General features: G+C 63.2%; 18 protein-coding genes. 6 read left to right on the plus strand and 12 right to left on the minus strand.

Translation table 11 applies throughout. The features are described 5' to 3' along the window. Positions 1 to 68: 68 nt before the first annotated feature. From BUS06_RS35195 to BUS06_RS35240, 10 genes are all read right to left on the minus strand, one after another. Positions 69 to 728 (minus strand): glutathione S-transferase family protein, encoded by a 660-nt coding sequence (locus BUS06_RS35195; RefSeq protein ID WP_074268857.1) that lies wholly within the window; start codon positions 726 to 728, stop codon positions 69 to 71. A 142-nt stretch (positions 729 to 870) separates the two neighbouring features. Then, on the minus strand, positions 871 to 2,112 hold the full coding sequence (locus BUS06_RS35200) for an ATP-binding protein (RefSeq protein ID WP_143787706.1): 1,242 nt from the start codon (positions 2,110 to 2,112) through the stop codon (positions 871 to 873). A gap of 256 nt (positions 2,113 to 2,368) precedes the next feature. Then, a complete protein-coding gene (locus BUS06_RS35205; RefSeq protein ID WP_074268858.1) occupies positions 2,369 to 3,793 on the minus strand; it encodes an MFS transporter in 1,425 nt (474 codons plus the stop codon). Between the two features lie 137 nt (positions 3,794 to 3,930). Next, positions 3,931 to 5,574: an FGGY-family carbohydrate kinase gene (locus tag BUS06_RS35210; RefSeq protein WP_074268859.1), complete on the minus strand. Its 1,644-nt coding sequence runs from the start codon at positions 5,572 to 5,574 to the stop codon at positions 3,931 to 3,933. Between the two features lie 2 nt (positions 5,575 to 5,576). Beyond that, entirely contained in the window at positions 5,577 to 6,305 is a 729-nt protein-coding gene (locus BUS06_RS35215; RefSeq protein WP_074268860.1) for an SDR family oxidoreductase, read from the minus strand. 102 nt (positions 6,306 to 6,407) lie between these two features. Then, positions 6,408 to 7,691, minus strand: a complete 1,284-nt coding sequence (locus BUS06_RS35220; protein WP_074268861.1) for a sugar ABC transporter permease — start codon at positions 7,689 to 7,691, stop codon at positions 6,408 to 6,410. A gap of 14 nt (positions 7,692 to 7,705) precedes the next feature. Further along, positions 7,706 to 8,509 (minus strand): ATP-binding cassette domain-containing protein, encoded by an 804-nt coding sequence (locus BUS06_RS35225; protein ID WP_074268862.1) that lies wholly within the window; start codon positions 8,507 to 8,509, stop codon positions 7,706 to 7,708. 73 nt (positions 8,510 to 8,582) lie between these two features. After that, positions 8,583 to 9,641 (minus strand): ABC transporter substrate-binding protein, encoded by a 1,059-nt coding sequence (locus BUS06_RS35230; RefSeq protein ID WP_074268863.1) that lies wholly within the window; start codon positions 9,639 to 9,641, stop codon positions 8,583 to 8,585. Between the two features lie 78 nt (positions 9,642 to 9,719). Then, on the minus strand, positions 9,720 to 10,676 hold the full coding sequence (locus BUS06_RS35235; RefSeq protein ID WP_083611741.1) for an AraC family transcriptional regulator: 957 nt from the start codon (positions 10,674 to 10,676) through the stop codon (positions 9,720 to 9,722). Positions 10,677 to 10,914: 238 nt separating this feature from the next. Then, a complete protein-coding gene (locus tag BUS06_RS35240; RefSeq protein WP_074268864.1) occupies positions 10,915 to 12,249 on the minus strand; it encodes an alpha/beta hydrolase in 1,335 nt (444 codons plus the stop codon). Between the two features lie 196 nt (positions 12,250 to 12,445). Between BUS06_RS35240 and BUS06_RS35245 the strand changes: the two genes are divergently transcribed. The 5 genes from BUS06_RS35245 to BUS06_RS35265 are packed head-to-tail and all read left to right on the plus strand — an operon-like array spanning position 12,446 to position 17,325. Next, positions 12,446 to 13,195 carry a class I SAM-dependent methyltransferase gene (locus BUS06_RS35245; RefSeq protein WP_074268865.1) on the plus strand — a complete coding sequence of 250 codons (750 nt, stop codon included), beginning with the start codon at positions 12,446 to 12,448 and terminating at the stop codon, positions 13,193 to 13,195. After that, positions 13,196 to 14,194 (plus strand): phosphotransferase enzyme family protein, encoded by a 999-nt coding sequence (locus BUS06_RS35250; protein WP_074268866.1) that lies wholly within the window; start codon positions 13,196 to 13,198, stop codon positions 14,192 to 14,194. It abuts the gene before it with no gap. Beyond that, the gene (locus BUS06_RS35255; protein ID WP_074268867.1) at positions 14,191 to 15,063 is read left to right on the plus strand and encodes a GTP 3',8-cyclase MoaA family protein; all 873 of its coding nucleotides are present in this window, start codon (positions 14,191 to 14,193) and stop codon (positions 15,061 to 15,063) included. Before BUS06_RS35250 ends, BUS06_RS35255 begins: the two co-directional genes overlap by 4 nt. Then, on the plus strand, positions 15,060 to 16,112 hold the full coding sequence (locus BUS06_RS35260) for an asparagine synthase-related protein (RefSeq protein WP_074268868.1): 1,053 nt from the start codon (positions 15,060 to 15,062) through the stop codon (positions 16,110 to 16,112). The genes BUS06_RS35255 and BUS06_RS35260 overlap by 4 nt, the downstream gene beginning before the upstream one ends. Positions 16,113 to 16,119: 7 nt before the next feature. Further along, positions 16,120 to 17,325, plus strand: coding sequence for a glycosyltransferase (locus tag BUS06_RS35265; protein ID WP_074268869.1), 1,206 nt, complete (start codon positions 16,120 to 16,122; stop codon positions 17,323 to 17,325). Here BUS06_RS35265 and BUS06_RS35270 read toward each other — a convergent pair. Next, the gene (locus tag BUS06_RS35270) at positions 17,282 to 17,971 is read right to left on the minus strand and encodes a cephalosporin hydroxylase family protein (RefSeq protein WP_074268870.1); all 690 of its coding nucleotides are present in this window, start codon (positions 17,969 to 17,971) and stop codon (positions 17,282 to 17,284) included. The two genes, BUS06_RS35265 and BUS06_RS35270, sit on opposite strands and share 44 nt — an antisense overlap. On the opposite strand from BUS06_RS35270, the gene BUS06_RS35275 reads away from it, so the two are divergent. Further along, positions 17,946 to 18,953, plus strand: a complete 1,008-nt coding sequence (locus tag BUS06_RS35275; protein WP_254369055.1) for a phosphotransferase enzyme family protein — start codon at positions 17,946 to 17,948, stop codon at positions 18,951 to 18,953. The genes BUS06_RS35270 and BUS06_RS35275 overlap by 26 nt on opposite strands. Here BUS06_RS35275 and BUS06_RS35280 read toward each other — a convergent pair. Beyond that, entirely contained in the window at positions 18,924 to 19,547 is a 624-nt protein-coding gene (locus BUS06_RS35280) for a polysaccharide deacetylase family protein (protein ID WP_174567555.1), read from the minus strand. The genes BUS06_RS35275 and BUS06_RS35280 overlap by 30 nt on opposite strands. Positions 19,548 to 19,554 lie beyond the last annotated feature (7 nt).

Below are 19,554 nucleotides of genomic sequence, written 5' to 3' on the forward strand. Positions count from 1 at the left end.
TATGTCGATAGGGCGAAATCACAATTTTCAGATTTCGAACAATTCCGCTGGGCAACCCTACTGGCGAGTCAATCGCGGTCCGGTGCGCCGAGCGGGAAGTACGCGCGGTATGGACGCGCTTCGTCGACGGCGCGCGCGAAAGACGGTCGCGCGAGCAGGCGTCGACGGTAGGCCAGCACATTGGCAAACGAAGCATCGATCCGATGCGTCCAGTCCGCATAGAACAGGAACGGCGCAGCGGCGCAATCGGCCAGACTAAAGGTGTCGCCCGCCGCCCATTCGCGGCCGGACATGGTCTTGTCGAGCCATGCGTAGGCGGTATCGAGCATGGCGCGGGCATCGGCCACGCCACGGGGATCGCGCTCGGCTTCGCCGCGCAGGCAGTCGCCAACCACCTTCTGCTGAGGCGTCGAGATGTAGTTATCGAAAAAGCGGTCCATGCTGCGGACCTCGAGCGCCGCGCGCGGATCCGTCGGCAACAGCGAGACCGGCCCAGGATGATAAAGGCAGAGATATTCGATGATGACAGTCGCCTCCATCACCGGACGGCCAGCGTCGACGAGCACCGGAAACTTTCTGAACGGCCACAACGCCGTGAGCTCTTCCATCACCTCCGGTTTGTCGTGGGACAGTTGGCGGAACTCGAACGGCGTGTGGTTTTCGTACAGCGCGACCAGCACCTTCTGGCAATACGAGGAAAAGGGGTGAGCGTAGAGCTTCAATGTCATCGCGATCTCCGGGTGTCAGGAAAGCTGCCCGGGCAAGGATAGCCGGGAAAAGCAGCTTTACCCTACGACGAACCACGGTCGCCTGAATCGACAAGCACACCAGGTTGAGCGCGCCTGGTGGCGAACGCCTGACGAGACATCCTCAATTAGCCGGCAAAACAAGCCGCACCCACAGACCACCATCGGGATGATTACCCAATTTCAGACTGGCGCCGCAACTACGCGCCAGTCGCGCGACCACCGAAAGCCCCAGGCCCCAGTGCTGGGTCAGGCTGTGTGTCTCGTTCAGACGCACGAACGATGGCGTCGCGCCCGGCATCTGGCTCGCGCTGATGCCAGGGCCATGATCGCGCACGCTGAGGTGCCAGCCGTGCTGATCGCGTGACGTCCTGATCTCGATGGGCGGCTCGCCGTGCGCGAGCGCGTTGTCGACCAGATTGGTCATCAGGCGTTCGAGCAGCGGCCGCGACATCATGAACTGCGGCCCCGCCTTCAGATCGCAGGCGAACAATGCGCCGTCCATGGTGCCGATCATCGAAAAGCGGTCGCGCAGGAAACTATCCACGGAAACCTGTTGCTCTTCGCTGTCGCCGTGTCCCGCCACGTCGAGCAGTTGTTGTGCGATGTCGGAAAACGAATCGATATCTTCGACGAAGCCCACCCGCTTGTTCCACTCGCTGACTTCGAGCGCACGGGTTCGCAGGCGTGCAGCCTGGTACTCCATATGCCGCGCGAGTCCGGCAAGCACCGCGGCCTGCGCTTCGATCGCCTCGTTGCGGCGCCGGGCCATTTCGTTGAAGGCGCGCACCACGTGACGCAATTCGCTCGGTCCTTCCTCGCGGACGGTTGGCGCGACGCGGCGGCCACAAGCTGTTTCGCGCGCGGCGTGTGCCACGTTGCGCAGCGGGCGCTGCACGCGCCAGAGGCTCAGACACGCGAGGATGAGCATCACGAGCGACATCACCCACTCCGCGACCGCGAAGCGCGAGTCCAGCGGCGATGCCGGAGCATCACCGGCGAAAGGCGAATCGTCACGAAGTCCGTTCGACGAACCCGGCGTCGACGGCGCGGCGATGTCCATCAAAGCGCCAGCAGCGGGTACTTCATAGACGGCCGGGCGAACGTCGACAATCCTCGGCCTTGCTGCGAGATCGAGCTTCATCGTCGCCGGCACCAGCGAGACGGGTGCCACCGGCGCACCCCACGTCCCGCCGGCGTTGTCCAGCGGATCGTCGGCGAAAGCGCGCCCGGTGAAGACAGCAGTCTGCAGAGCACGGTCGTCGCTACCCGCGGCCGGATCGGAAACCAGCAGCGTGACGCAGGCATGGACCGAGATCAGCACCAGCATCGACAGCAATATGGTTCTTACAAACAAGGTATTCAACGATTCCTCTTCGTTGTCAGTCGAAGGTCACTCGGGCCGGATGGGGCGCCGGGCAAACGGGATGTTTGGCGGTCAGGGTAAAGAATCTGCTTTTGCGTCCGTTAACCTTAAGAGAGACGGTAGTGTATGGATGCGAACCGCACGTACGAACCCGCACCCTGATAGTCCCCCACTCCGGCCACATTAAAACCTGCGAATAAGCCCCTGCGCGCGACAAGTCCTTACACAATATTTCCCAGACTTTCAAAAAGTAAGGTCAGCGGGAGATTTTCTCCAGCTCCAGGCCTTTGGTGCGCGGGCCCATCAGACCGATCGCCAGCATCACGATCAGCATCGCGCCTGCGATAAACACGAACACGCCTGTGGTGCCGAACGCCTTGAGCACGCCGGCGATCAGAAAAGCCGTAAAAATCGCCGAGAAGCGGCTCCACGAGTACACAAAGCCGACGGCCCGCGCACGGATGCTGGTCGGAAACAGTTCCGACTGGTAAGCGTGGAAGCTATACGACATGACGTTGTTGGCCAGCGTCAGGCCCACGCCGAGGCTCACCAGTAACACGGCCTCCGAGACCTGACTGAACCATAGCCCGCAGACGATGTTGGCCGCCGCCATCACGACAATCACCGTCTTGCGCTCGAAGCGATCGCCGATAAACAGGCCGATGACCGGCCCGATCGGCGCCGCCAGCGCGATCACGCTCGAATACATCAGGCTCGTCGTCACCGTGATGCCCTGCCTGATCAGCAGCGTGGGCACCCAGTTCGCAAAACCGTAGAAACCAACGGTCTGAAACACGTTGAAGATCGTCATCATCAGGGTGCGGTTGCGGTACGGCGGCACCCACATGTCGCGAAAGCTGCCGCGCGGAGCAACCGGCATCGGCGCAGCGGGCGGCGGCAGTTCGCGGCCATATTCGCTGCGCACCCGGGCTTCGAGTTCGCTCATCACGCGATCCGCTTCGACGAGCCGCCCCTGCTGGGCAAGCCAGCGTGGACTCTCCGGCAAGGCGCGGCGGATCCACCAGACGAACAGCGCACCATGCGCGCCGATCAGCACCACCCAGCGCCAGCCGTCGAGACCCAGCAACGTGTGCGGCACGAGCAGATAAGAAAGAAACGCCACCACCGGCACGGACACGAAGCCGACCGCCTGCTCGCAGGCGAAGGCCCGTCCACGGATTTCCTTGGGCACCAGTTCAGAAATGTACGTCCCGATCGTGACAAGTTCGACGCCGATGCCGACGCCCGCCAGGAAACGCCAGAAGTTGAGACCCGTAGCGCTCTCCTGGAAAGCCATCACGACGTTGGCGACGGTGTACCACAGCAGCGAATACGTGAAGACCGCGCGGCGGCCAAAGCGGTCGGCAAGAAAGCCGCACGCGACGGTGCCGATAAAGAGGCCGGCAAACAGCGCGGCGATAAAGCTCGCGACACCGGTCGTGCCGAACAGGCCATGGGTCGTAGCCGTCAGCAGCCCGCTTTTGACGAGACCCGGCGCGACGTAGCCGGTGTAGAGCAGATCGTAGAGTTCGAAGAAGAAGCCGAGGCTCAGCAGAACCACGAGCTTCCAGATGGAACGCGTGGCGGGCAAGCGGTCGAGGCGCGCGGAAATCGTGCCGGCATCCAGCACCGCTGCGCCGTGCGCGGACGTGACGGACCCGGACGGGTCGGGGCTTGCCATGAGGTCTCCTTCTTCGGGTATGAGGCCGGTCTTGAGCCGGCGCTCCGAAGCAGGAGTGCCGGGCCAAAGACCCGGCGAGCATTCTAGCCGCGTGCGCGCTTCACGTGTTCGAAGGATGCGATCTCGTCATTGCAGACCTAGCGGATTTCTCTGGCCACGTTCTGCAACTGCTTGAACGCGCGGAACCGGGCCTCGTGCCTTGCTGCGACGTCGCCAGTGGCCGGCTCGTAGGTCTTGCTGATCTGCGACATCCGCGCCATTGCCGTGCGCACGTCGTCGAACTGTCCGCCCGCCACGCCGCCCAGCATGGCTGCGCCGAGCAGGACGGGCTCTTCCGCCTGGATGGCGAGAACGGGCTTGCCCGTCGCATCGGCGAGCAGCTGGCGAACCAGATCGAGCCGCCCCGCTCCACCGCTGATCACCACGCGCTCGATCGGCGCACCAGCCGCAGCCTGCACTTCGATGATCTGGCGCAGGCCGTAACCGATACTGCAAATGCCGGCAATGTAGAGAGCAACCAGGCTGTCCAGGTCGTCTTCCATTCCAAGGCCTGCAATCACGGCTCTGGCGTGGGGATCGGCGAACGGCGCACGGTTTCCGAGGAACTCTGGAACGACATGCAGCCCGTCAGCCAGCGATACCACCCCGGACAGGTTGTCCGCCGCCTGCGCGGCAAGCGAGGCGAGCAAGGTAGGCAAGGACTGACCCTCCTGCTCCGCACGGCTTCGGGCATCGGAGGCCGCGGGATGCATCGAAATCAGCCGTTCGATCGCAGCGCCCGCCACCGATTGACCGCCCTCGTTGAGCCATGCGTCCGGTACCATCGCCGAAAAATAAGGCCCCCATACGCCGGGCACGAACACAGGCGTGCGGGTCGTCGTCATCGTGCATGACGAGGTGCCGAAGACGTAGGCGAGACACGACTCGGGCGCACCATCTGCGCCCACCGTGCCGATGCCACCGGCATGCGCATCGATCACGCCCGTGGCAACCGGCGTTCCGCTGCGCAGGCCAAGCTCTGCCGCCGCCTCTGCCGTCAATCCGTTGCCCAACGGCGTCCCCGCGTCGACGACACTCTGCCCGATACGCGCAAAGCCCTCGTCCGCCAGCACGCCCAGGCCGACGCTGCGGAAATAGCTTTCGTCCCAGCGCCGCTCGTGCGCCAGATAGGTCCATTTGCAGGTGACAGTGCAGGTGGAACGCGAAAGATCTCCGGTCGCGCGCCAGGTCAGGAAATCGGTCAGATCGAAGAACTGCCATGCGGCCGCGAAGACCTGCGGCCTGTTCTCGAGCAGCCAGAGCAGCTTCGGCGTCTCCATCTCCGGCGAAATCTTGCCACCGACAAACTTCAGCACCTCGTGGCCGCCCGCGTTGATGCGCTCGGCCTGCTCAACCGCACGATGATCCATCCACACGATGATGTCGCGCTCAGCCTGCTCCGACGGCCCCACGGGCAACGATTGCCCGCTCTCGCCCAGCACGACGAGCGAGCAAGTGGCGTCGAAGCCGATCCCGGCGATCTGATCGGGCGACACCGCAGCCTGCGCCAGCGCCTCCTTCACGGAATCGCAGACGGCGTTCCAGATCTCGGCGCTCGACTGCTCGACAATCGAGCCGCTCGTGTGAAACAGCGCGATGTCGCGTTTTGCCGTGGCCACCATGTGGCCGGCGAGGTCGAAGATGCCGGCCCGGGCGCTGCCCGTGCCCACGTCCACGCCGACGACGTAGCGCGCGGCGTGCGCGCTGCCTGCCGCGCTGGAGGTTGGATTGTCAGAAGTCATAGTCACAGATCGACGCTATTCGGAAGTATCACGATATCGCGAATGGTCACATTGCGGGGCCGAGTCAGCATGAAGAGCACCGCTTCGGCGACCTCGTTCGGCTGCATCAGGCTGCCGGAGGCGAGCGCCTCGTCCATCTTCGCCTTCGGCCAGTCGTCGAGCAATGCCGTGACGACCGGACCTGGCGCCACCGCGCCGACCCGCACGCCATGCTTCGAGAGCTGGCGCCGGGTTGTATGAACGAAGGCCTGCACCGCGAATTTGGAAGCGGTGTAGATCGGCTCCCACACTACCGGGACGATCCCCGCGATCGAACTGGTGAAGACGATATCACCCGATTTCTGCGCGACCAGATGCGGCAGCACGGCGTGCACCGAGCGGAACGCGGCATTGATGTTCAGGTTCAGCATGCGGTCCCACTCGTCGGGATTGCCGTCCTTGATTTCACCGCCGACGTAGGCGCCGGCGTTGGCGTGGAAGATATCGAGGCCGCCGGCGAGGTCAAGGATCTGCGGCAGCATTCCCGAAACCTCTGCGGGCTGAAGCAGATCGACGACTAGCGGAAAAGCGTTCGGTCCCAGTTCGGCGCAGAGTTGTGCGAGCCGGTCCTGTGCTCGATCGATCAGCACGACTTTCGCGCCTTCCGCGATGAGCGCACGCGCGCATGCGAGGCCGATACCCGAGGCCGCACCTGTGATGGCGGCGACCTTTCCTTTGATGGATTCAGACATTGATTACTCTCCGGTCCCATGCAGTTGACTGCGGTCGACCAGCGTTTGCGCTTTAGCGCATTACTCTGGTCCCGCGCAACGAAGTTACGAAATTCTCTGGATTTACGCGCGGCCATGTGAAACGCGGGACTGACGCGCCAGCGAATCGACGATCACCGCAATCGCCAGCACCGCGCCAGTGATCATGAAACGCAGCGACGACGACAGATTCAGCAAGGTCAAACCACTGGCGATCGACTGGATCACAATGATCCCCAACACCGCCGAATACGCGCTGCCGCGTCCGCCGAACAGACTGGTGCCGCCGATCACCGCCGCCGCAATAGCGTTCAGATTGACGTCGCCCGTGCCCGCCTGCTGACTGGCCGAAGCCAGCCGTGCCGCGGTCAACACGCCGCCGAGCGCGGCAAGACTCGCGCACAACACAAAAGCGCTGGTATAAATAGCGCCAACATTGATACCCGCCCGCCGCGCCGCTTCGTGATTACCACCGACCGCATGCATCGAGCGGCCCCAACGCGTCCTCTTCAGCGCATAGTCCATGGCGACCGCTATGCCGAGAAAGAGGCCAAACATCAACGGAACGCCTCGTCCGCGGTTGAGGTAAGCCACCACGATCTCCAGCAACACCGTGATGGCGAGCGCGCGTATGACGAGGCTACCCACCGACGGCGCCGAAAGATTCGACGCCTGACGCCGCTCCCGCGTCCGCAGCCCAAGCACCAGCATCACCGCACCCGGTACCAAGGCAATGACGTACGAAACGACAGCGGGAATGACGATCAGTTGACCGAGGTTCACCATCGCGGTGTCGTAAGGCAGATTAATCGACCCGCTCGCACCAAGCACGTAGAGCTGCATCCCGAGTATCGCGAGCAGGCCAGCCAGCGTCGCCACAAAGCTTGGCATGCCTAACCGGTTGAGCAGCAGCGCATACACCGCACCCACCACCGCGCCGACGACAATGGCCGCGAGGATAGCCAGCAGCACTGGCCAGCCGTGATTGACCCACAGCATCCCGAGGAGGGCCGAGGCGAAGCCGCTCATCGAACCTACCGATAAATCGATCTGCCCCACCATCAGCACGCAAACGATGCCCAGCGAAATCACGCCGACCGTGGAGCAGTCGAACAGCAGATTGACCAGGTTATCGGCCGATAGAAACACCGGGTTCAGGCTAGTGAACACGGTCCATATGATGATCAGCCCCGCGACCACCGGCAGCGATCCGAGATCGCCCGAACGCACCCGCTCGACGAACGCGGACACGGTGCCGCCAATCCCGCTGGCGTGCTTGACACGCACGTCGCTGCGATCGAGCAGCGTGGCAGGCTTCACCGCGCCCTGCGTGTCGGACTGTGGAGCGCCTTGCAGTTCTTTGCTCATGATGGTTCCTTTGTCTAGGCGCCCTGCTCGGCCTGGCGCCGCCCGGCGCGGCGCGACACAGCGTTCTCGGTGGCGCCGGTAATCGCCGCCACCAGTTCCTGATTCGACGAGTCGGGATAGAACACGCCGTTGTTGCGTCCAAGACGCAGCACGACGATCCGGTCCGCCACCGCGCGAACGTCCTCCATGTTGTGGCTGATCATGATCACGGCATGGCCACGGTCGCGTACCCGCTCGATCAGGTTCAGCACCTCGGCGGTCTGCGCTACGCCGAGCGCCGCCGTCGGTTCATCGAGCATGATCAGCTTCGGATCCAGCAGCAGTGAGCGGGCGATTGCCACCGTCTGGCGCTGACCGCCCGAAAGCGACGCGACCACATCGCGCACACTCGGGATGCGAGCCGATAGTTCGTTCAGCAACGTCCAGGCCTTGACCTCCATTGCAACCTCGTCGAGGCGCAGCGGATTCATCTCGCGCCCAAGGTAGATGTTCGCGACGACATCGAGGTTCTCGCACAGCGCGAGGTCCTGAAACACTGTGGCGATGCCGAGATCGAGCGCCGCGGCCGGATTGGTCAGCGCGACCTCCTTGCCGCCGAAGGTGATCGTTCCGGAGCTGGGTTGATGGACACCGGCGAGTACTTTCACTAGCGTCGATTTACCGGCACCGTTGTCGCCCACCAGGGCGACGACTTCCCCGGCATGCACGTCGAGTTCGATGTCCGTCAGAGCCGAGACCGCTCCGAAGTGCTTTGAAACGCCGCGCAGGCTCAGCACCAGCTCGCCTCGCGTGGACCGTGTGTTGGAGTTGTCAGTCATGGGACGGGTACCTCATCAAAAGTAGCCGGATCCGGCACGAGCCGGATCCCATCCAGCGTCTGCTTGCGCTGGATCAGTTCGCTATACCGAGTTTCTTGCACCCGTCGGCATAGCGGTCGGTGCACAGATCCTTGGCGTTCGCGAACCCCTTGTCGACCACCTCCGCCTTGAGGTTCTTCGCCGTGATGACGGCCGGTTTGAAGAGTTGCGTCGGGGTGTTGAAGAGCGTCGTTTCACCCTTCGGCGTCTGGCCGTTCAGGAAGCCAACGGCCACCTTCGCTGCCGCTGCCGCGACGATCTCGCTCGGCTTGAGAATCGTGTTGTACTCGTCGCCTGCGATGATCAACTGCAGCCCGGCGAGCGTTGCGTCGTTGCCCGTCACCGGCGGCACCGGGTTGACGCCAGCCGCCTTGAAGGCCGCGACGGCCCCGCCGCCCGTGCCATCGTTGGCCGCCACCACGCCCACGATCTGCGAGCCGAAGCGCGTGATCTGACCGCTGACCCACTGCTGCGCCTTCGGCGGCGCCCAGTCCGGCGTGTCATATTCGGCGAGCGTCTTGTAACCGCTGCCCGCTAACCCGGCGTGGATGCCCTTCTTGATCAGCCCTGCCGCTGCGTCAGTCGGCGAACCGTTGACCTCGAGCACACCACCCTTGCTCGTCGGCACATTGGTTTCCTTCAGATGCTCGACGAGCGATTGCGCAATCGCCTTGCCGATACCTTCGTTGTCGAACGACACGTAGTAGTTGGCCGGTGTCGATGGCACCGGGCGGTCATACGCAATCACCTTGATGCCCTGCCCCTGCGCCATATGCACCAGCGAAGCGGCGGCCGTCGAATCGACTGGGTCTAGCACGATCACCTTGGCACCCTGTGCGATCACCGAGTTGAACTGTTGCTGCTGCGTCGCGACGTCGGCATTGGCGTTCTGATAGAGCACCTTGCAGTCCGGACAGAGCTTGCTCATTTCGGCCTTGAAGCCGGGGAAATCATGTTGCTCGTAGCGAGTCGACGCCTGATCGGGCATCAGAAAGGCGACCGTGCCGCTGGGCGCGGCGAACGCCGCCGTGCTGCCGAGCATGCTCAGGGTAAGTGCGCTGGCGCCGATCAGTTTGTTAGGAAAGCTATTCATTGAGTGTCTCCGTTTATTAGAAAAATTCCGGCGCTATTGCTGCCGTGGTGGGGCGTAAAACAGGTGCTGGCCGAACGCCTACGAGGCGTGCGCGGCCTCGGGCGATTCCTTGGCGCTTGCAGCGTTGAGCTGCTGATACGCGCGCCATCGCGACGGCGGCATTTCCTTTAGCAACAGGAACTGCCGGTTAAAGTTCGAGAGGTTGTTGAAACCGACCTGATAGCAGATGTCGGTGATACTCAGTTCGCCCGCCATCAGCAACTGGCACGCGAGATTGATGCGCAGCCGGTTGACGTACTGCACGAAGGTGAGGCCCGCGTGCCTGCGGAAGTATCGTGAGAAGGCGCTCACGCTCTGCCCCGCGAGTTCGGCTAGCTCTGTTTCCCGCAACTCCTGCGACAGGTTCTTGCCAATGTAGGCAAGCACGTGATTGATATGCGTCTCGACGTACGAGGCAGGATCCGAACGATAAGCGGCGCTCGCCAGCTTGACCTGTTCGGTGCTTTGCAGAAGTACATCGAGCAACGCAACGAACAGCGTGATGCGCCGGATGCCTTGCGCGCCCAGCATCTCGCGCATGATCGGTTCGGCCGCGATGCCGGTTTTCGGCGTGAACAGGACACCCCAGCGCGAGGCGTCGAGCAAGGGCTCCACGCGCTTGAGTTCGGGGAAAGCCGCGATGGCACGCGCAGCGAATTCGGCATCGAACTGCAGGACAAGACAGCGTTCGTCCACACGCGTCTCTTGCGGCACACTGCTCACCCAGTTGTGCGGCAGGTTCGAGCCTGTCATCACGAGATTGCCGGGCTCAAAGCTACCGATGTGATCGCCAACGAAGAATTTCCCTGTTGTCGATGTGATCAGATGAATCTCGTATTCGGGGTGGAAATGCCAGCGCACGGTGCGATAGGGGTACCCGTGCGACCAGACCTTGAACGATTCGTCGCGCGGCACGGCGACCAGTTCCAGATCGGGCTGGGCGATATTGGCGCTGCGGGCATCCGCGCGCGCCGTGGCACCCCGGGTGGTGTGCATCTGTCTTCCTCCTGAGTCTCTTTTCAGCCAGTCCGCGTACGCTGCACCGCGCCCAGCCATGACTGAAAATTAACCCTCTTGCAGATGTTCCACCACTGAAAATCGGGCCGCTAACCGATACTTTCTTGCATTCGGGTTAGCCCGTATGACGTGACGATTTCAGGTTCCTGCTGCGCAACGCTGCAACATTGGCCAGGATAAAGAGCGGCTCGCTCATCTGAGGGACGACGCCTCCTGCTCAACGCACCGGCGCCGGATAGTCCTTCCACACCCATTCGAGCGCTTCGGCCAAAGTTTGTTCAACCGTGCCCTCGTCGACGTGACCGGCATTGCGGGAGAACACGAACTGGTAGTGGTAACCCTTGGCGGCGAGAACGCGCGCCATGTCCTCGTTGGCCGCGGTCCAATCATGCATACCGTCGGCAAGCGGTGCGACCGGATAAAAGAGATCCCGGTCGCCCGCTTCGAACCAATAGCGGATCGGCTTGCGCGGCGCATTCGGAATCAGTGGCGCGCCATTGGACCCGCTCGCAGGCGTCACATTGATGCCCGACACGGTCAGGTTCGACTTGACCGGGCCTGGCCACGCGCTGTGGTATTGCCACGCGCCGCCGGGAAGCGACGTGTCATGCGGCCATTGCTGGTTCACCATGGTTGGCGAATAGCCAAGCACGCGGTGATAGAGATCGGGACGAAACCACGCCATGGTGAAAGCGGCCGCGGCACTCGAGCTGATGCCCATGGTCGCGCGGCCGTCCGGATCCTTCGTCAACACCACATGCGCATTCTGTTCGACACGCGGCAACACCTCCTGCTCGACCCATTCAGCATAGGTGCCGGACACCGCGTCATATTCGCGGCCCCGTTCGGCGCCCTGCGCATCCTGTCCGCCGGCGCCTATACCGATCGCTATCATCGGCGGCAGTTTGTGCGCGTGGATGAGATTGTCCAGCACGTTGAAGAGCTTCTGCGCCTTGAAGAAGCCGTGCGGGCCGCCATCGCCGTACACGATGAAGGGCGCTGCCGTACCTGGGACGTAGTCGGCCGGCACATAGACATCGACCTCGCGACTCCAGCTGCCCGCATGGCTCGCGGGCACCAGCAGATCGGATTTGTCGCCGGGAGCAGTCGAAGCCGAATTTACCGCTGAGTTCCTGCATCCGGGCAAATCGTCACGAATCATCCCGGGCCGGTAGATGACGCTGTCTGCCGAGTCCATGATGAAAGTATGGACCGTGCCGTGAGGCACATCGGCTTGGGCAACGATCTCTGGTGACGGCTGATGCGTCGCGCCGATGATGAAGTTGCCGTCGCTATTGACCGATGGAATCTGACCATCCGGTAATTCCTTCGCTTGCGGATAATTCGGATTGCGTGGGTCGCGAGTGGGCGGCGTTGTCTTCAGATCCAATCCCGCCGTATCGATGAAGAAAGGCGCCTTCGGATCAGTGGTATTGGCACCGGCCGGAACCGACGCATTGGGCGGAACACAGGCGGTATCGGCGGCGATAGCCGGCACGGCAACTGCCGTCGCGAGCAGGGCCACCACGAGAACAGCATGGGCTTTGGTCATCTGCAATTTCCTCCTTCTCCGGGCAAGCCGGCCGGTTTCGACTACTACTCTACGAACCGCTGCCAGGACAGTAGTCGAAGCGAAGAGAAAACGTCAACCACTACTTCCCGTCACGCTCGCGAGGACATCGTGACCACGCTGGATTTCGGGTACATTTACCGTTCCATCAAACCACCTCCTTGCCGCGCGATCATCCATGCAGGACTCTCCTCCTCCACTCGAGCTGTCCGGCCTCGCTCAAAGCCTGTACGCTCAGGGAACCGAAGAGCGCATTCTGTCGCGTCTGATGGAGCGGATTGCGCCGACCAACCGCTTCTGCGTCGACATCGGCGCGAGCGATGGCATGCGCAACAGCAACACCGCGCTGCTGCTGCGCGAATGCGGATGGCAAGGGCTGCTGGTCGAAGGCAGCAGCTATCGTTACGGGAAACTGAAGGCGAACTACGGCGGTGCCGAAAGCGTCCAGCTTCGTCATGAACGCGTCCAGCCGGACAGTGTGGACAAACTGCTCGCCGACGCGGGCGTGCCCGAAGCATTCGATCTGCTGTCGATCGATATCGACGGCAACGATTACTGGGTCTGGCAAGGACTGGAAGCCTTCCGGCCGCGCATCGTGGTCGTCGAATACAATCCTTACTACGCGCCGCCCGAGCGATGGGTCATGTGCTTCAACCCGGATCACGAATGGGACGGCTCGACCTATTACGGCGCGAGCCTGGAATCGCTGCATCATCTGGCGAAGCGCAAAGGCTACGAACTGGTGTGTTGCGACGACATGGGCAACAACGCGTTTTTCGTAAGACGCGACCTGTACCCGCTTCTCGGCATCGTCAGCAACGATCCATCCGCCCTGTTCCGGCCTGCCATGTACAAGCTGCGCTATGTCGGCCACAACACGTTCCTGAGCGGCCATCCTTATCGCTACGGCCCGGCTGAGCAGATCTGAATGGACCAACCGCACGCCACCTTCGCTGCGATTTGCGAGTCCTATGCGCTAAAGCCTGGCGGCCCCGCACGCCGGATCAGCGAACGGGTCTGGCATTTGCCAACCGATCGCGGCGAGTTCGCTGTCAAGCTGTACACGATCGACCAGCAAGTGCGAGCTAACAAGGAAGGCGCCGTGCTCGCGCATCTTGCCACGACGCACGGCGATGCGCGCTTTCGCGTCCAGACCTTGCAACGTACGGCGGCCGGCGACACCACGTGGACCGGGTTTGGCGGTCACGCGATGCTGACCTGCTGGGAAGCCGGGCAATTCCGCACTTACGATACCTTCACGCCAGCCGAATGGCGCGCGCTCGGCGCGAGCCTCGCGGCCCTGCATCTGAACCTCGATCGACTGCACCTGCCGGCGCCCGATACGATCCGCGCGCGCCTCGCCGCCATCGATGCCGACGACATGCGCTGCAGCCTGCTCGAAGCACTCGAACACACGCCACCGGAGGGCGACCGCGCATTGTTGCGCACGTATGTCGATGCGTGCCTGCGCATGCTCGACGAACACTACCCCGGCAGCATCGACGCCTTTCCCGCCGGCGACGCGCAGCATCCGATCCACAACGACTACAACCAGTTCAACTATCTGTTCGACGGCGCCCTGCCGCCGGTCATCCTCGACTGGGAGGCGACGATCGGCGCGCCGCGCGAATTCGAAGTCGTACGGTGTCTTAATCATCTCCCGCTGGAAGCGCCGGACATGGCCGCGGCGTTCGTGAGCGCCTATCTGCAGGTCCGGCCGCTGCATCCCGAGAGGATCGCGTGGGCAGTCGATGCCGCGTGTCTGCAGCACGCGCTCAAGCGTTGGGTATTGCAAGGCTGGCTGAACGATCCGCCGCGCTTCGCATCGCATCTGCAAGGCGCCATGAAAATGGTGTCGGCGATGCTCGGCGCGCGCGGCCGGCTGATCGATTTCTTTTCCCGTTGTCTGGATGCAGGAAGCCTATGACCCTGAATGCTCCCGCGAGCACGACACCATCTTGTGGCCGCACGCATGTCTTTCCGCCGCCGATGGACCGCCACTATCGCGTGTCAGATGGACGCGTGCAGACGCGTTCGCTCGAAGCGCATATCGTCGATCACTGCAATCTGACGTGCGCGGAATGCTGTTCGCTGTCGCCGCTGTTGCCTGCGTGGTACGCCACGCCCGATTCGGTCGCCGGCGATCTGCGCAAGGCCGTCAAGGTGCTGAATCCTGCCATCTTCAAGCTGGTCGGCGGCGAACCGTTGCTGCATCCGCAGCTCGTCGACGTCATCCGCAGCGTGCGCGACACCGGCATCGCACCGGTCATTTCCATCACGACCAACGGCCTGAAACTCGGCGACATGACCGACGAGTTCTGGCAAGCGGTCGACGCGTTGACGATCTCGCGCTATCCGAAGCCGCAGCTCGCGCCCGATCTGATCGCGCACATCGAAGCCCAGGCGGCACGCTTCGCCGTGCGCCTGAACTGGAAGGTGCAGGACGCGTTCTCGACGATGAACCGGACGCAGCCATGCGACGACCTCGCCGAGGCGCAGCGCATCTATCAGGACTGCTGGATTCGCGAACGATGCCACATGATCCGCGACGGCATGTTCTACACCTGCACGCGTCCGGCGCATTTTCAGACCTTGTATCAGGGCGATCGCGACTTCCGCTCCGACGGTTTGCCGCTACAGGACGCCGCCGGCATGCTCGATGCGCTGCTCGCGTATCTGCAACGCGAGACACCGCTCGAAGCCTGTCTGCATTGCCACGGCGGCAGTGCACCACAAGCGCCGCACCGGATCATGCGGCGCATCGAAGTGGACGCGTTGAAGGCGCGCTATCCATGATCGCCGGCACGCGAGATCTGTTCGGCTTCCAGCGCCTCGTCTACCATCCGCGCAGCGGCACGTGGGCGGGCAGCATCCGCGAACTGCTCCAGACGTCTGGACATGCCGCGGGCGAACCCGACGTGGCCGCCATCGCCGGCTATCTGAGCGGCGAGCGTCTCGTCGGACGCACCGTGTTGCGCGACGTGCTGGCCGTGCCGCCCGGTCACGCATTGATCGAGTCGCCACTCGGCCTCGAAGTGCGCGAGGCGCCCGGTCAGCCGACATCCGGCAATCTGGAGACGCTGTTGCGCGATTCGCTGCAACGTGCGCTCGATAGCGGCAAACGCGTTGCGCTCGCCTTGAGCGGCGGACTGGATTCCGCGCTCCTGCTAGCGCTGCTGCGCGAACTCGGCGCGCAGCAGCGCGTGAAGTCGTACATTCTGGCAACCGGCATGCCCGACTACTGCGAGGAGGATCCCGCGCTCGAACTGGCGACGCAGATGCAGGCCAACGTGAAGGTCGTACGCTTCGGCGAGTCCGACTTCGTGGCGGCGCTGCCGCGCACCACGCACACCGTCGAGGAACCGATGTTCAACCTCCACCCGGTCGCCAAACGGCTGCTTGCTGAAGCGATGGCCGAGGACGGCATCGAACTGGCCATTTCCGGCGACGGCGCGGACCAGGTGCTGCGCCGCGATCAGTCCGCCAACTATCTGCCGTTATGCAACGCATTGTTCGATGCCGCCTCCGTGCGACTCTATCCGCCATTCGTGGACCTTGGCGTCGTCATGCATCTGACCAGCATCGCACCCGATCCGGACAAGCAATGTCTGCGCGAGCTCGGCGCACGGTTGAATCTGCCCGACCGGCTGGTTCGCGGTCCCAAGCGAGGGCGGCTGGCGCCTGCGATGGACCTTGGCGCGTTGCTCGACCGCGGGCGCATCCGCGCGCTGGCCTCATCGCTTGATCTGCCTGCTCCTACGCTCCAGACGGACACCGAACGTGTGCTGTGGACGACCTTGACACTCACCCTCGATCACCTGGGCGCGACCACTCGCCCGCAATGAAACGACCATGAAACGAATCCTGTTCTGCGTAGTGCCCGAGAAGGGACACGTCAACCCTTGCATCGGCCCTGCACAGCATCTGCAGGCGGCGGACTGCGAAGTTGCCTTCTATGCGCCCGCCGACATCAGCGCGCAACTCGAAGGAGCCGGTGACTTTACTTTTCTCGGACCACGCGAAACGCCCGAGCGCCACGATCTGTCGCGCGGCGCGAGTTTTGCCGCGAACATTCGCGATGCCGCCTGGCTGCGGCGCTGGATTCACTCGCTGCTGATCGAATACACGCCCGCACAGGTGGACGGCATCCGCGCGATCTTGCGGCAGTGGCGGCCCGACGTAGTGGTGATCGATCCGCTGCTCTACGCATCGGCTATCGCGGCGGAACTGGAGGAACTGCCGTGGGTAGCGATGTCGAACTCGCTGAATCCGGTACTGCCGGATACGCTCGACTCGGAACTGCTAGCCACGGTGCGATGGCTCGCGCCGGAACGCGATCGTCTGTTCGCACGTTATGGCATCGAGGCGCACTTTCGCGGCTGCGATATCCTCTCGCCGCATCTGACGCTGGCCTTCACCACCGAGAACCTCGTCGGCGCAGCACCGCAAGGCGTCGAACTGGTCGGCCCCGCGTTGCCGGCCGGCGCGCGCGGTGACGAGCCGCCTTTTCCGTGGGAACGCATCGACGCCGCACGTCCGCTCGTCTATATGTCGCTCGGCAGCCAGTTGTATTACCAACCGGAGCTATTTGCCAAAGTCATCCAGGCGACGCGTGCCACCTCCGCGCAACTGGTGCTCTCCGTGGGCGAACTGGTCGATACGGACCTGCCGCCGGTGGCGGACGAGCGTGTTATCGCCGTGCGCTACGCGCCGCAACTGGCGCTGCTGCGGCGGACGCATGCGTTTATCAACCACGGCGGTGCCAACTCGGTGATGGAAGCGCTGGCGTGCGGCGTTCCCATGCTGCTGTCACCGTTTTGCAACGACCAGTTTCATTCCGCGTGGTTCGTCGAACGTGCGGGTGCAGGGTGCCGTCTGGATCTGGAACAGGCAAGCGTGCAAGAGATCGCCGATGCCATCAACGATCTGCTGCGCCCAGGTCCGCTGCGCGAGCGCGCGGCGCAGATCGGCGCAAGCTACCGGCGCGACGGATCGGCCGAAGCTGCGCGTCTGATCATCGAACTCGCTTCAGGAAGCCACCCGGCGACAGCGTCATGAGCACGCGGTCCTCGATATCGCCATCCACTTCGAAGCGATCGTCGCGGGCGAGAAAGGTCTGCACGGCGGTCGCAGGATTGTTGCCTCTGCCGTACGGCTTGCCGTGAAACATCCGCTCCGGCAGATACTCCATGATGGTGTCCATGACGATCACATAGTTGCCTGGCGTCGCGAGTCCCGCGTAGCATTCCAGCTCGCGCAGCACGTGCTCGTGCGTATGCGTAAGGTCGAGGATCACCATCACGGAAGAACAGCCATCGATCTGTTCGCGGACCGACGCCAGCGTCGCGGCCGAGCAGGATTCGCCTTCGATCAGCACCATGCGATGCGCAAGCCGGTTCGATTGCAGACGCGTCTTGACCTCCTCGCGCAGACGCGGCTCGATGGCGACGACGCGGCCGTGACTGGCCGTGAGTTCCAGCATCGACGCAGAGAACACAACGCCGCCGCCCGCCGCGACGCCCGTCTGCACGATGCAGTCGGGACGGTGGCTCCAGATCAGCTCCTGAATCGCGAGCATGTCGCCCGGCAGATGAAAGAAGCGCTCGCCCAGCCAGCGCGTATGAAACAGGTGGTCGAATTCGGCTGCACGCGTCAGCCATTCGATATTGATGTCCCGCATGCGGGACGAAATTCGCTCGGACATGATCGATGCAATGATGAGTGACGTGGAAAGAGTCGAACAGTTGCTGATGAAGCACTGGGACATCCGGCCGACGCGGATTCAGGCGCTATCGACTGGTCATACTAACAAAACGTATCGCGTCGACCACGGCTCGCGTGCTTCGGTGCTGCGCGCCTCGTGGCGCGGCAAGTCTGTTGAGCAGGTCCGGCGCGAAGCATCGATGCTGGACCACCTCGGCCCGGCGCGTGAACTTCCCACGCTACCCCGATTTCAATCGACCGTGAACGCTCAACCGTACGCGCAAGACGAGGACGGAAGCTGGCTGCATCTGTTCGATCACATCGAGGGCACGCCTGGGCTGCCCGACGCAGCGGAGCCAGCTACCGTCGACGCAATGCGTACGCTCGCGCGTCTGCATGCGGCGATGGCAACCCTGCCCGCGAATGCGCACAGTCCGCTCGCGTGGCTAAACGAGCGCTACGCGCGGGTTGCGGCGCGGCCGGCATCGCCGTTGCCAGCGGCTCTTCTGGAGGACTACGATCTGCTGCTCCAGCGCATCGGCACGCATTTCGCGGCAGCGGAGACGTGGATTAGCGGACCGACGCATTGGCTGCACAGCGACTATCACGCGGGCAACCTGCTGTTCGCCGATGGCGCAGTGACGGGCGTACTGGATTTCGATGACGTCGGGCAAGGCGCGCAATGGCTGGAAATGTCCTTCGCGCTGTTCGCGCTCGCGCGTGACGCAAGCAATGAAGACCGCTTCACTTTCGACGTGGGACTTTGGGACCTGGGTCTGCATGTCTACACCGGAATGCAGCCCGAGCGCGACGCACCGGGCCTCATGCAGCTGAGACGCGACGCGCTTATGGACCTGTTCTGTGCGGATCAGGTGCTGATCCACCTGGAAGCCGCTCAGCGCGGCCTGTGGATGCCGGGTCCCGGCATGGGCTTCCTCGCCTGCTGGCGGCAGTTACTGGCCAGCACCCCGCCCATTCGCTAGCTGACCGGCCCGCCAGTCCGGATCGCTGAGCAGCAATCGCACTGCCTCGACGGTCGCGGGCCGCGCTTCGGCTAATCGCGAGCCGTCGTGCATGCAGAACAGGACGTCCTGTCCTCGCGCTCTGCTCTCCGCGATATGCCAGCGCATGGCGTCCACGAGCGCATGTGGCGACGGTGCCGGTCGCTGCCAATCGTCCAGAATAGCCGTCCATCCCGTATGGCTGCGCTTCAGGCGCGCGAGAACGTCAGCGCGAACATCCTCTGGTTCGAGACCGTATGGAAGCCGCAACGGGATCGAAGCCGGCTCCGGCACGGCAGCGAGCCGATAAGCCTCGCGTATCAGCGCATCGGTCTGTTCGATCTCATCAGTCAACGCTGCGTCCGACAGCACACCCGGCCGGGCATGCGTGTACGTGTGATTGCCCAGCACGTGTCCTTCACGGACCGCTCGGGCTGCAACGTCCATCGCTCGCGCCAGGTTGCTTCCGAGCACAAAGAACAGCGCCTGACACGAACTCGCGCGCAATACGTCCAGCAGCGCATGCGTCGACGGCCCAGGCCCGTCGTCAAAACTCAATGGCGTCGATATGGACATGTTGAAA

Origin of the sequence: Paraburkholderia phenazinium, assembly GCF_900141745.1 — a bacterium.
Taxonomy (GTDB): Bacteria; Pseudomonadota; Gammaproteobacteria; order Burkholderiales; family Burkholderiaceae; genus Paraburkholderia; species Paraburkholderia phenazinium_B.

Excerpts from the sequence above, each read along its gene's own strand:
- BUS06_RS35275 (WP_254369055.1), top strand. The coding sequence starts at position 17,946 with ATGCGGGACGAAATTCGCTCGGACATGATCGATGCAATGATGAGTGAC.
- BUS06_RS35255 (WP_074268867.1), top strand. The coding sequence starts at position 14,191 with ATGACCCTGAATGCTCCCGCGAGCACGACACCATCTTGTGGCCGCACG.
- BUS06_RS35245 (WP_074268865.1), top strand. The coding sequence starts at position 12,446 with ATGCAGGACTCTCCTCCTCCACTCGAGCTGTCCGGCCTCGCTCAAAGC.
- BUS06_RS35260 (WP_074268868.1), top strand. The coding sequence starts at position 15,060 with ATGATCGCCGGCACGCGAGATCTGTTCGGCTTCCAGCGCCTCGTCTAC.
- BUS06_RS35280 (WP_174567555.1), bottom strand. The coding sequence starts at position 19,547 with ATGTCCATATCGACGCCATTGAGTTTTGACGACGGGCCTGGGCCGTCG.
- BUS06_RS35230 (WP_074268863.1), bottom strand. The coding sequence starts at position 9,641 with ATGAATAGCTTTCCTAACAAACTGATCGGCGCCAGCGCACTTACCCTG.
- BUS06_RS35225 (WP_074268862.1), bottom strand. The coding sequence starts at position 8,509 with ATGACTGACAACTCCAACACACGGTCCACGCGAGGCGAGCTGGTGCTG.
- BUS06_RS35265 (WP_074268869.1), top strand. The coding sequence starts at position 16,120 with ATGAAACGAATCCTGTTCTGCGTAGTGCCCGAGAAGGGACACGTCAAC.
- BUS06_RS35235 (WP_083611741.1), bottom strand. The coding sequence starts at position 10,676 with ATGCACACCACCCGGGGTGCCACGGCGCGCGCGGATGCCCGCAGCGCC.
- BUS06_RS35220 (WP_074268861.1), bottom strand. The coding sequence starts at position 7,691 with ATGAGCAAAGAACTGCAAGGCGCTCCACAGTCCGACACGCAGGGCGCG.
- BUS06_RS35215 (WP_074268860.1), bottom strand. The coding sequence starts at position 6,305 with ATGTCTGAATCCATCAAAGGAAAGGTCGCCGCCATCACAGGTGCGGCC.
- BUS06_RS35205 (WP_074268858.1), bottom strand. The coding sequence starts at position 3,793 with ATGGCAAGCCCCGACCCGTCCGGGTCCGTCACGTCCGCGCACGGCGCA.
- BUS06_RS35270 (WP_074268870.1), bottom strand. The coding sequence starts at position 17,971 with ATGTCCGAGCGAATTTCGTCCCGCATGCGGGACATCAATATCGAATGG.
- BUS06_RS35240 (WP_074268864.1), bottom strand. The coding sequence starts at position 12,249 with ATGACCAAAGCCCATGCTGTTCTCGTGGTGGCCCTGCTCGCGACGGCA.
- BUS06_RS35210 (WP_074268859.1), bottom strand. The coding sequence starts at position 5,574 with ATGACTTCTGACAATCCAACCTCCAGCGCGGCAGGCAGCGCGCACGCC.
- BUS06_RS35250 (WP_074268866.1), top strand. The coding sequence starts at position 13,196 with ATGGACCAACCGCACGCCACCTTCGCTGCGATTTGCGAGTCCTATGCG.
- BUS06_RS35195 (WP_074268857.1), bottom strand. The coding sequence starts at position 728 with ATGACATTGAAGCTCTACGCTCACCCCTTTTCCTCGTATTGCCAGAAG.